Origin of the sequence: uncultured Lacinutrix sp. (assembly GCF_947500605.1) — a bacterium.
Classification (GTDB): Bacteria; Bacteroidota; Bacteroidia; order Flavobacteriales; family Flavobacteriaceae; genus Lacinutrix.
Map to the genome: position 1 here is coordinate 153,715 of NZ_CANMSJ010000006.1, position 12,837 is coordinate 166,551.

At 31.2% G+C, this 12,837-nt stretch carries 11 protein-coding genes; 10 read left to right on the forward strand and 1 reads right to left on the reverse strand.

Going from position 1 to position 12,837, the window contains the following annotated elements; all coding sequences use genetic code 11:
• Positions 1–179 precede the first annotated feature (179 nt).
• The 9 genes from Q0935_RS10545 to Q0935_RS10585 all read left to right on the forward strand — a co-directional run bounded on the left by Q0935_RS10545 (position 180) and on the right by Q0935_RS10585 (position 10,379).
• Positions 180–812, forward strand: a complete 633-nt coding sequence (locus tag Q0935_RS10545) for a hypothetical protein (protein ID WP_299385673.1) — start codon at positions 180–182, stop codon at positions 810–812.
• Between the two features lie 18 nt (positions 813–830).
• The gene (locus Q0935_RS10550) at positions 831–1,736 is read left to right on the forward strand and encodes an AraC family transcriptional regulator (RefSeq protein WP_299385675.1); all 906 of its coding nucleotides are present in this window, start codon (positions 831–833) and stop codon (positions 1,734–1,736) included.
• Between the two features lie 56 nt (positions 1,737–1,792).
• Entirely contained in the window at positions 1,793–2,968 is a 1,176-nt protein-coding gene (locus Q0935_RS10555) for an MFS transporter (protein ID WP_299385678.1), read from the forward strand.
• Positions 2,969–3,065: 97 nt separating this feature from the next.
• Positions 3,066–3,734 (forward strand): peroxiredoxin-like family protein, encoded by a 669-nt coding sequence (locus Q0935_RS10560; RefSeq protein WP_299385681.1) that lies wholly within the window; start codon positions 3,066–3,068, stop codon positions 3,732–3,734.
• Between the two features lie 293 nt (positions 3,735–4,027).
• The gene (locus Q0935_RS10565; protein ID WP_299385684.1) at positions 4,028–4,609 is read left to right on the forward strand and encodes an HAD hydrolase-like protein; all 582 of its coding nucleotides are present in this window, start codon (positions 4,028–4,030) and stop codon (positions 4,607–4,609) included.
• A gap of 3 nt (positions 4,610–4,612) precedes the next feature.
• A complete protein-coding gene (locus Q0935_RS10570; RefSeq protein ID WP_299385686.1) occupies positions 4,613–5,242 on the forward strand; it encodes a hypothetical protein in 630 nt (209 codons plus the stop codon).
• Between the two features lie 10 nt (positions 5,243–5,252).
• The gene (locus tag Q0935_RS10575; RefSeq protein WP_299385689.1) at positions 5,253–6,251 is read left to right on the forward strand and encodes a DNA-processing protein DprA; all 999 of its coding nucleotides are present in this window, start codon (positions 5,253–5,255) and stop codon (positions 6,249–6,251) included.
• A gap of 585 nt (positions 6,252–6,836) precedes the next feature.
• The gene (locus tag Q0935_RS10580; RefSeq protein WP_299385692.1) at positions 6,837–8,675 is read left to right on the forward strand and encodes an ATP-binding protein; all 1,839 of its coding nucleotides are present in this window, start codon (positions 6,837–6,839) and stop codon (positions 8,673–8,675) included.
• Between the two features lie 453 nt (positions 8,676–9,128).
• Positions 9,129–10,379: a metallophosphoesterase gene (locus Q0935_RS10585; protein ID WP_299385694.1), complete on the forward strand. Its 1,251-nt coding sequence runs from the start codon at positions 9,129–9,131 to the stop codon at positions 10,377–10,379.
• Here Q0935_RS10585 and Q0935_RS10590 read toward each other — a convergent pair.
• Complete coding sequence (locus Q0935_RS10590) at positions 10,344–11,798, reverse strand: CotH kinase family protein (protein WP_299385697.1); 1,455 nt, start codon at positions 11,796–11,798, stop codon at positions 10,344–10,346. The two genes, Q0935_RS10585 and Q0935_RS10590, sit on opposite strands and share 36 nt — an antisense overlap.
• A 274-nt stretch (positions 11,799–12,072) precedes the next feature.
• Between Q0935_RS10590 and Q0935_RS10595 the strand changes: the two genes are divergently transcribed.
• Positions 12,073–12,837 carry a ParA family protein gene (locus tag Q0935_RS10595; protein WP_299252210.1) on the forward strand — a complete coding sequence of 255 codons (765 nt, stop codon included), beginning with the start codon at positions 12,073–12,075 and terminating at the stop codon, positions 12,835–12,837.

The following is a 12,837-nucleotide window of genomic DNA, read 5'->3' on the forward strand; positions in this document are numbered from 1 at the left end:
GACTAAAAAAATAGTACCTAGTAACAATATCTTAGTGCTTTATATTGTAAAAGCACAAAACAAATTAAAGCAATAAAAAGCTAAAGTAACTTCCAGAAAAGTCACAAAATAGTAAACGTAATCACGTTTTTTTAAGTTTAATTTGAAACTTAGATTCAATATAAAACACTCCTTTTGCAATGCCATTTATAAAACTAAAACCATTCATTTTATTCTTATTAATTGCAACCATTACTATAAACTACGCTTTTTGTCAAGAAGAAAAAATGGAAAATAAAATAGAGACTACAAAAGCTTTAGGTAAAGACGCTATAATAAAACAGGCCATTAGTATTCTTAAAAATAAACATCCTGATTTAAACATAAAACTGGAAGATTACGAAATTACTGCTTGGGCCAACAAGGAAGAAATTATCGTCAACTTTCATAGAATTTTAATGTTTACACCTCTTAAAGAACAAAAAACGACCTATTACAACCTTATCATTAATGTATTAACGCAAAATATAAATCCTTTTGATGCTTTTGGAACCAGTGGTTTCTACATTCCAACAGCAGAAGATGTAATAAAAATAGAAACACTTAAAAAACAAGTCGCTTTTAAAGCCGGCTTTATTAACGAAGTTAAAGAGCAAGCAGATACTTATTTTGTTTCCATTAGTAATGATTCGTATTTTTATAACTATGAAATAGATAAAAGTACAGGAGAAACAATAGAAAATTCCGAAATTCAAGGCCATTGGGAACCCGAACCACATTTTGAAGAAGATACTATTAGTAACAAAGATCCATTGGTGAAAATAGAACAGTAATCGTACTTAACCCAAAACATGAAAACCTACCAAAAGATTACCGACTTACTAAAAGACCTCAACGTTACAAGTACGTCTATAGATTCTGGTTTTCATATTTTTAAATTTAACGAAACCAATAACATTGCAAAAGAGGCATTAAATCCACATTTTAAAACCTTTTTTACTATAGATTTTTATGCCGATAATCAATCTAAAAGACAAATAGGCGCGACAAAAGTTGAAGACTTAACCAATGCCATTGCTTTTAATTCGCCATTGCAATTATTTTCGGTGCAACCGTTCGAAGGCAATCCTGGCGGAGAAGGTTATTCGTTATTATTTTCTTCAGACTTTTTTATTCCTAAAAAACACCAATACGAAATACAACACGAGTTCCCATTCTTTAAGCTAAATTCGAGTCCGTCTTATAAATTAATTCCATCAGATTTACCACTAATTAAAAATCTGTTCGATACCATTTACGAGGAGTTTCATAAAAACGATACACATAAAGTAGAATTGGTTCGCTCCTACCTTATTGTATTATTGCTTCAAATAAAACGTGTGGTTGGCAATGCAAACGGCAACATTCCGTTAAAACGTTATCAAGAAATTACAGCAGATTTCGAAGCATTAATACTTAAAGAAACCACCAAATACAAAACCATTGCTGCTTATGCTCAGCAATTAAACATTACACCCATTTACTTGTCGGAATGCGTTAAAAAAACAACAGGCATTTCCTCTAAAAAAGTATTATCTAATTACATGACCTTGCGTGCCAAGGCATTATTACAACAAACCACCAAATCTGTTGCCGAAATTGGTTACGCTATGGGCTTTCAAGAACCTACCAATTTTATCAAGTTTTTTAAAAACAACGAAGGCATTACACCAGCCGCTTTTAGAAAACGACCTCAAAAAGTATCATTTTCTATATAATACTCACCTTACACAACAGGTTATTCTACGTTAATTTTGTGCCATAATACATAATAATGCACACCACAGAAACCAAACCTTTAAAAAATAAACTGCTATTTATAATGGCAACCGCTATTGCAGCAACAGCAGCCAATTTATATTACAATCAGCCATTAATACCATCCATAGGCAAAGCTTTAAACCTAAGCGATGGTGTATTAGGTTTCATTCCGTCGGCATCGCAAATAGGTTATGCTATGGCTATTTTCTTTATTTCACCTTTAGGCGATGTTATGAACAGGAAATTAGTAATAAGAAACCTATCCATAATCTTAGTCATTGCATTACTTGGTGTCTATTTAGCGCCAAATTTCGCTATTTTAATAACGTCCACTTTTGTAGTGGGTTTAGGCGCTAACATTACACAACAATTAATACCATTAGGTGCCTCTTTATCTACGCTAGAAAATAAAGGAAAAGTAATGGCTACTTTAATGACGGGTTTAACAACAGGTATCCTATTATCCAGAACACTAAGTGGTTTTATCGCTCAGCATTTTGGGTGGCGCGCTGTCTTTTTAGGCGCTGCCATTATTGCTGCAATTATTGGTGTGGTTTTACAACTAACGCTACCATCAAACAAGCCAGCAGTAAAACTAAAATATACGCAATTACTAGGTTCTATGTTTACTTTGGTAAAAACAAAACCACAATTACGCGAAGCGGCCTTTGTTGGTGCGTTATGGTTTGCGGCTTTTAATGCCATGTGGGCAACAATTGCAATACATGTAATGGATGCGCCCTTTTTACTCTCTGTACAGCAAGTTGGTTTATTAGGTTTTGTTGGTGCAGCAGGTATTTTTGGCGCTAAAATAGCCGGTAAATGGGTCGATAAAATTGGCGTTAGAAAAGTAATGACCGTTTCTATCTCACTAGTACTCTTAAGCTTTGTTGTATTGGCACTTGGACAAAACAGCATGCTCATGCTTTGTATTGGTATTATCCTGTTAGATTTAGGTGTTTTTGGCTCGCAAATACCAAATCAAGTGCGTGTATTTGCTATAGACGAAAACGCAAGAAGTAGAACCAACGCAGTCTATATGTTGTTTTACTACATTGGTGCAGCTGTAGGATCGGCAGTTGGCGTAAAAGTGATTAGCACGTATGGTTGGACAGGTTTAACCATTTTCGGATTTGCCTTAGCAGCTATCGCACTACTCTTTCATTTAACACGAAAAGCGAAAAAATAATTTAATTAATCTGAAGGTTTTTTTATTCTGAAAAACGAAACCTTTAACAGCGACTTTACTACATTAAAATTGTAGCAACGCTTAACTATTATACATTATGGATACTACAGAACATACAAAATTACAAGACGTATTAAGTGCAAAACAAGCCGGTTGGGAAGCGAAAGCAACAGACGCTCAAAAAACAATGACTACCGAAAACCTGCAAGCCATTGTAGACACTCATTTTAAAGACAACGCTATTAATCTTGGCGATAAAGCAATCGATTTTACCCTAAAAAATGCCTTAGGCGAATGCACCAATTTACAAACTACTTTAAATAACGGTCCAGTAATACTAACATGGTACAGAGGTGGCTGGTGTCCTTACTGTAATTTAACCTTACAGTTTTTACAAAATAGCTTGCCAGAATTTAAAAAATACGGAGCAAACCTACTGGCTTTAACTCCAGAATTACCAGACAAATCGCTTTCTACAACCGAGAAACACAGTTTACAGTTTCAAGTGCTAAGCGATGTTGGTAACAAAGTAGCCAAACAATACGGATTGGCTTTTAAACTAACCGATGCTTTAGCCGAAGTCTATAAAAACGGTATACGTTTACATAATTATAATGGCGATACTAGTAGCGAGTTACCTATTACCGCAACCTACGTTATAGATAAAAACGGTATTGTACAATACGCCTTTTTAGATGCCGATTACCGTAAACGTGCTTCTATTACAGCTATTCTTGATGCTTTAAAAGCATTGGAAAACAAATAGCAATTAACTATAAAATTAGTAGTATTTAAAACCACTTAGTGAAAACTTAGTGGTTTTTTTATGCTTTTACGGTTTACCGTAAAATAGATTTATTAGGGTTTAGTAACTTGGCTTTTGTTGAGTAAAAATACGTAGTTCTACGTATTTTTTACTCGGTAAATAAGAGCTAAATTCGTTGCTTGTGTCTTTTAGATGTAAACAATACTAAACTTACAATAACCTGCATTATTTACGGGAAATGATTAATAAAAGTAATTATATAACACATTGTGTGTAAGTAAAAAAAAACGCTGATGAACGAACTAAAACTAAACATACAAAAAGACAACATTCTATTCTTTGATATGGACGGAACATTGGTGGACACAGATTATGCAAACTTATTATCGTATAAAAAAGCGATACAATCGTTAATTAAAGCCGAGAATAAAATTAACATTGAATTCAACCCAAATGAAAGATTTAATCGTGCTTCATTAAAAATTGCAATTCCAAATCTGACAGAGACGGAATTTGAAAAAATAATTAAACAGAAAGAGGAAAATTATAAAGAATATTTATCGGAAACAAAACTCAATAAACCTTTAGTGGACATTCTTTTAAAACATCACAAAACGAATAAAACAGTATTGGTAACAAACTGTAGAGAAGATAGAGCTTTGATTACATTAAGCTATCATAACTTAACTGATAAGTTTAGCAATATATTTTTTAGAAAGGTTTCGGAAAACAAAAAGCGAATAAATAAATACAAAAATGCAATATCAAGTTTGAGCCTATCGGCTCAAACTGTTATTGTTTTTGAAAATGAAACACTTGAAATTGAAGATGCTATTCTCGCAGGAATATTTGCTAAAAACATAATAAAAATTTAATATATGAAAGGATTTACAATTGAAGAAAATGAAATTTTAAAAAAAGATACAAAAGGTTATTATTACACTGATTACATAGCTTACGAAAGACGTGATGAAGTTGAGAACTATCCAATGTTTTTACTGACATTAAAAAATGACCCAGAAAAAAATTGGTGGGAATCTAAACTCAACGATGCTAAAAAAAAATTATTGAAGGTGATTTTGAATAACCTTCCCGAAATTAGTAGTAAAGTTAAATTAAACCCATTGACAGTGTGTGTTATACCTAGGTCCAAAGCAGATAATACATATCGCCCAGACCAACTCCTTTTTAAAAAGACCATTAAGGAAGCTGTAAATCAATTAGGTGATGATTTTATAGATGGTACAGATTATATTGAACGACATACCAATACTGAAACCACACACCTTCGCCAACCAATTAAAGGATTCACAAATGATGGTTCATCACCTTACGCTGGTATTACTAGAGACACTTGTGATATTTCAGAAGAGGTTATTGGAAAAAACATTTTACTTATTGACGATATTTATACAAAAGGCATTAATATTGATGAAGATGCAATTCAAGCATTAATAGACAAAGGTGCTAATTCGGTTTTATTCTATGCAGTAGGAAAAACAATTTAATAAAGTAAAAATGAAATACACAGATAACGCAATTAATATACTAACAACAAAGACCTACAAGGGAATCGGTAGAGCTTGGATAGTTAAAAGTTTAAAAGGTAATGAAAGTGTAGAAAAAATCGTTTCATTAATCAATAGCAATTCAAAACAAAAAGAATTAATAACAGTTGATGATTTCGAATTTAACAAGAACCAAACTATAAATCAAATCAAAATATTTGAAGAAAATTGTGATGGTCTTGTAGCAATCGGAGATAAGAATTTTCCAAAATATAGAGGAAATGTAAAAGAAAGTGAAAGACCAATATTTCTTTTTTACAAAGGAGATTTAACGTTAATTAATTTTGATAATAATAACGTAACTGTAATTGGACTTCTAAATCCCGATGAAACAATAGAAAGTAGAGAACAAAAAATAGTTTCAGAAATTGTAAAAAAAGGGATAACAATTTTAAGTGGTTTAGCATTTGGCTGTGATAGTATCGCTCATAAACAAGCACTTATTGGTGGAAAAACTGTTGCTTTTTTGCCAAGTCCTCTTTATAAAATAATGCCAGCAAAAAATAAGGGTTTAGCATTCAAGATAGTTGAAGAAGGCGGACTTTTGGTGTCTGAATATTTTGACGAGCATAAATCAGGGATGGACTTGAGTAGTCGATATAAAGACCGTGACAGATTACAAGCATTATATTGTGATACTATAATTTTGGTTGCAAGTTATGCTCAAGATACAGCTGAAAGATGGAAATTATTTGGTCAAAAATTAGATAGTGGAGCAAGATTGGCGATGGGTTTTGCAAAAGATTATAATATTCCAAGAGCTGTTATGTATGACCAAAATCTTGATGTTAATAATCCAATGTTTGATTTAAATCGTGAGTTAGTTAATGACGACAAATCAGTTACAACTTTGACTCAAAATAGTTTGGAAGAAATTATAAACAATATTGATTTAAATAAAGAAAAAGCAATTAAACATCACAATTTTAAGACTGATTTATTCGGATAAATGTTGAATAGAAATATTAGGAATGAAAGAACACATATGCCTAACGTATTGTAAATCAATTACTTATTTTGGCCTGTTTAAGAAAGACCTCGCTCTCTTTCTTGGACTGTAACTTTTACAATATAGTTACTTTAAACCTTAAAAAACCATACAAAAAAACGTTAAGATCAATTCCTAATAAATATATTTTTTTAGATGCATGTTGTTGAAGAACCAAATAAGGTGTTCCTCTTTTCACGACTGCAAAGGCTCTTGCAATTAGTTTATTTCTAAAATTGTTTATTGTTACATTTTATCTTTTCCTTCGACTACTTTTCGTTATTATATTGTCTTAATTCACAATCATGTTATATTGCAGAAATACTTGTCGCTTTATATTTTCTTATCGCCTAAATAATGACATTTTTAGCTTATAGATACTGGTTTCATAGAGATGCTCAAATCTGCTGTATCGCAACTACTCGAAAAAGCTCTCCAATTTGCAAAGTGTGTAAAGTTTCCTGTATGATAAATAAGTTGGCAAGCAACAACACGTTGTATGCCATTAAAAACGAATCCGTATATTTGAATTCAATTAGAAATTAAATGAAAGTAAAGTTAAGTCAAGCTGTAAAAATGTTCTTCGGTAATTCATCTTTAGAAATGGTGTATTTTGAAGCTATTGCAAATGCTTTAGATGCAAATGCAACAGATATTTCAATCAAGATTTCTGTAGAAGCATTAAACAAGCCTGAAACTTTAAAAATCAAAATTTCCGATAATGGAGAAGGATTTACAGATGAAAGATATGAAAAATTCTCAAACCTGTTTGATGTAAGTGAAAGTTCGCATAAAGGATTAGGACGATTAGTTTATCTATGCTATTTTCAAGATGTTTCAATTACAAGTTTTTATGATAATTTTTTTAAGAGAGAATTTGATTTTTCAGATGGTTTTGACGAAGAGAATTTTGAAGTCTCAAAAGTAAGTGACACAAAATCTGGAACAATATTTAAAATGAATAATTATGCTCTTCAAAAAATTGCTAAAGGAGAGTATATTCATCCTATAAAAATAAAGCAACGCATTCTTGAAGAGTTTTACTCTAGATTATTCCATCTTAAAAAAGAAAAAAAATCAATTAAAATTCAAATTGAATCAGTAATTGAAGGTAAAAAAAACGAAGAAACATTAAACAATTCAGATATTCCTGAATTTAAAATGATGGAACTTTCTAGTTCCATAAATCTTATAGATAAGTTTGATTTATATTATTCAATTAAAGAAGTTGACCCAATAGAATCTTCATTATTAGCCGCAATTTCAGTCGACAACAGAACTGTTAAAGTTGACTTAGTAGCTAATGAAAATAGACCTCTAGGCTATCAAATGGTTTTCCTTTTATATTCAGATTATTTTAAAGGAAAAATAGATGCTGCAAGACAAAATTTGACATTATCTAAACAAGAATTAAAAGAAATTCAAATTTTATTAAGAAAAGAGGTTGTGTCTTTAATAGAAACGAGTGTTCCATCTATCAAAAAAAGAAATAAACAAACAAAAAAGAACCTGATTAATAAATATCCACATTTAAATGGTTTTTTTGATACTGAAAATATTGGTTATGTTTCTCGTTCAGAAATTTTAAAAAAAGCACAAGATGAATTTTTTAAAATTCAGAAAGAACTTTTAGATGCAACTTCTTTAACAGATGAACAATTTGAAAAATCTATGGAGATTTCCTCTAGAGCACTTACCGAATATATATTATTCAGGCAATTAACAATTGAAAAATTAAAAAAAACAACATCTGGTAATAGTGAAACGGAACTTCATAAACTTTTCGCATCAATGAGAAGTGAAGGAAAATTTGAAAAAGATAATCTTTCGGAAGATTTGTATAGAAATAATGCTTGGCTACTCGATGATAAGTATATGACTTATGAAACAATATTGAGTGACCGTCAAATGGGGGAATTAGTACAAGTTATTACAGATAACGAAACAGATTCTGACGAAAACAGACCAGATATTGCGTTAATATTTTCTAATAACCCTAATAATAACAAACCTTTTGATGTCGTAATTGTAGAGCTTAAAAAGCGAGGGATTTCACTTGAAGAGAATATGAAAGTGGTAACACAACTAGAGAAAAGAGCTCGTAAATTAATGAAATATTATAACAATCAAATTCAACGCATTTGGTTTTATGGTATTATTGAGTTTGATGAAGAAGTTGAGATGCAACTTGCAGGTGAATATACCGAATTATATTCTTCAGGTAAAATGTATTATAGAGAAACAAATGTTGCTATTTCTTTAGACCCAAAAATAACATTACCTATTGGTGTATTCGTTTGGGACTTAGATGCAGTAATAGGAGACGCTGACTCTCGGAATTCTGCTTTTTTAAATCTTATTAAAAATAAAATGTCTGACCTATAACGATATACAACACGCTCTTACAATAATACAATCAAAAACACTTTGCAAAAACAAGCTGTTTTTTATGTCATAATTTAAAAACACGTACAACTACGTATTTATTTTTAAACAAACAAAAACCAACTTAATCCCACCTAACCCACTCTTTAAAAAAAATAAAACCACTACACCACACGTTGCGCTTTATGTTTAGTTGTCTCTAATAAAGGCCATGCATTTTAATAGAACCTATTAAAAAATTGATAACGCATTAAATATAAAAATTATGACAACAGACAAACAATTACTAATTGGCAAGTTTTACGTATTTTAAGTATTTTATTTTCACCTAATTTACTGTTAACAACTTCCGTTTTCTTGCCTTATAATTGTATTTTTGAGATGAATTGAAGTACAACTTAACCAAACCTATGGTTATTCATTAGTACAAAATAAAAAGCTTTTATAACAACAATGAAAAATAACATCCTAAAACAGACGCACTTAAACTGTATCCTTTTAGGTCTTTATTTTGTTGTTAGCCTACAAACAAAAAGCTTTGCACAGCATATACCTTTACAAAAAAACTTAAAAAAAGACAGCCTTCTTAATAGCGCTCCTACTCCCAAAAAGCAAAAGAAAACAAAACTTGTACGCTTTAGCGGAAGCGATGGCCCGTACATAATAAACGACTCGTTATTATATAGGGTTACCTCTAAAAACAGACTTACGGTTTCTCCTTTTTTTAATAGAGATTCTATAGTTGTAACCATAGATAACACCGATGAAAACGAATTTTACTTATCGCTAAAAAAGGAACATACAATTCCTGAAACCGTTTATAGCTTGCCGGAAAAAATGGTTGTTATTTCGGACATTGAAGGTAAATACGATGCTTTTGCTGGTTTCTTATATGCAAACAAAGTAATTGATGAAAATCATAATTGGATTTATGGTAATGGTCATTTGGTTTTAGGAGGCGATTTTGTAGACAGAGGCGAAAACGTAACACAAATACTCTGGTTAATTTACAAACTTGAAGATCAAGCAAAACAACAAAATGGAGTTGTACACTTTATTTTAGGAAACCATGAAATACTTAATTTTAATGGAGACCATAGATATAACCGTGTAAAGTACGTAAAGGCAGCGCAAGAAATAAGCCAAATAGAAGATAAAAAAGAGGCTGTTAAATATTTATATTCTAAACATACCGAATTAGGAAAATGGCTAGCCTCTAAAAATGTGATTGAAAAAATTGGCGGTTATTTATTTGTACATGCAGGATTAAGTCCGGAGCTTATAGAATACAAATTAGACCTCGAAGCCATAAACAAACGCGTACGTTTACGCATTAATGGTTTACATACCGAAGACAAAATAACCGATTTCCTTTTTAGTTTAAAAGGTCCGTTTTGGTACAGAGGTCTTGTTAAAACAAGGTTTCAATACAATAAAATAAAAGAGACAGAACTAGAGGCTATTTTAAAATACTACGATTCGCAAAAAATAGTCATTGGGCACACACCTGTTAAAGAGATAGCTACCAGTTTTAATGGTCGTATAATTATAACCGATGTTAACCACGGAAACACGAAGTTTTCTGGAAAAACAAAAGGATTACTTATAGAAAACAATCAAGAGTTTATTATCGATGATAAAGCCATAAAAACACCTTTAGAAAATGAATTACAAAGCCTTAAAATGGGCATCGAGAAAGAGTAATCTATCTTCTAAAAACAATTTTAAATAATTGTAATGCTCCAGATTTGAATTTTCATTTAATTTATTTTGCCACACCAATTGTTCTCTTTCGTAAACTTTTTCTTCGGTAAACTTAGTATAGATTTTATCAATTTTAGACTGCAAAGCTTCATTACTAAAAGCTGTTGCTCTTAAGGCAATCCATCTGGCTTTTACTTTTGCTTTATAAGCATTTGGGTTAACCTCTAACAACCTATTAAAAAGGCCATTTCCTAAAACACTATTGGTAATGCGTTCGCGTTTTCCGTCTTGAATAATGCCTAAAACACCATCTAAATCCCAAGCTATAAAAAAGTAAGGTTCCTCTTTATCGTACTTTCCTAAGTAGTAATTCTTACCTAAATTATCGGTCGCTCGCATGGTATTTACAAACAGGTAATAATCTATAACATTAGGAATATAAACCTCTTTTTCTATGTTTTTAGCAAACGACTCGTTTGTTGCATTAACAACTAAATCTGTAAACTGCGATAAATCTCCAAAATCTGAAGAATAATTTATAAAAGGATATTCGGTTTTCCAACCATTCCAGTGCGGAAAAAGGTTGTTATATTTACTTGGAGATCTGCTAAAATCTGGTCCGCCATTATAAGAATTAGCTTTGTACAGCCTACCATTAATAGTATTGCCTTCGTTCTTTTTTAGCTTTAATTGCTTTCTATCTACAGATTCTGAAAACTGATAAATACCAAAATATTCGTTATTTCTAAAAACTTCAGCGTACTTAACTTCGAATCCGCTTTTTGCTTTTGGTTCTTTTTCTAAGTAATATGGCTTGTAGATTTCTGTCCATAAATTGGTTGCCATAAAAGAGCGTAAACGCAATGGCTCGTTGTACATGCCATCAAGAATCCAATCATCATCAGATCGCATACCTTTAAACTTTACATCTTTCTTCTCTTTAGTCTTGCCATCGGTCCAAAACTCTAAATCGTAAGATTTCTTTGGGAAGCCTAACGATAAATTTCCACGATGCCTCACTCCCATTGTACTTTCTATAAACTCACCATTATTAAAATAAGTAAAATGTCCTGCAATTTTTGCGTCGCTAGTAATTGCAGAAGTATCAATAGTAATATGTATTAATGGTATTTTAGAAATATATAAAACGTAATCTTCTCCATTTTCTACACCAATTCCTTGCGTATACGACAATTGATTTGATGCGTCTTTTAATTTAAAATTATCATTAAATTGTATGCTAGAAATATTTTTATTTTTTGAAACAATGGAGTCTAAATTCTTTTGATGCCAGACAATAATTTTATTCTTTATATCTATGCCGTAGCTTCCTTTTTCTGCTGTAATTTCTTGCGCACAACCAGTTAAACTATAAAGTAACGTGCATGCTATATGCAAAGTATGAGATAATTTCTTCATTATAAATTGAGCTTAATTATGGGCTAAAAATAATGATATATATTTTAACCACTTGTTCTATTTCTATTTATACAATTTCTATGCCTTAAGTCTAAATTAGATATTATTTATATTGTAACTACGCGTGGCAATATGTGCTATTAAAGCACTTAAGCAAAGTACTCTTTTAAGTTTAACCAACTGTTAACAACTTCCGTTTTCTAAACCCATAAATAATTGTATTTTTACATCTGGACTTTTAAATTGAAGTTCTCTAATAAAACCAAATCAATTAATGGGTAAAATAATTGCCATTGCCAATCAGAAAGGAGGAGTTGGAAAAACAACAACTTCTATAAACCTAGCAGCTTCCCTAGGTGTTTTAGAGAAAAAAGTATTACTTATTGATGCAGATCCACAAGCGAATTCGACTTCTGGATTAGGTATTGATGTAGAAAGTGTAGAGATAGGAACCTATCAACTTTTTGAGCATACAAACTCTGCTACTGAAGCAATAATGCATACCAATACACCTAACTTAGATATTATTCCTGCGCATATAGATTTAGTAGCTATAGAAATTGAGCTTGTAGATAAAGAGGATAGAGAATACATGCTTAAAAGAGCATTGGAAGATGTAAAAGACGTTTACGATTTTATAATTATAGATTGTGCGCCTTCTCTAGGTTTATTAACTCTTAACGCTTTAACAGCTGCTGATGCTGTAATAATACCAATACAATGTGAGTATTTTGCACTGGAAGGTTTAGGTAAGTTATTAAACACTATTAAAAGTGTTCAAAAAATACATAATACAGAATTAGATATTGAAGGTTTATTATTAACCATGTACGATTCTCGTTTACGCCTTTCTAACCAAGTGGTAGAAGAAGTGCAAAAGCATTTTAACGATATGGTTTTTAAAACCATAATACAACGTAATGTTAAACTTAGTGAAGCACCTAGTTTTGGTGAAAATATTATTAATTATGATGCGTCTAGTAAAGGTGCAGCAAATTATTTAAGTTTAGCAAAAGAAGTAATAAATAAAAACTCCTAA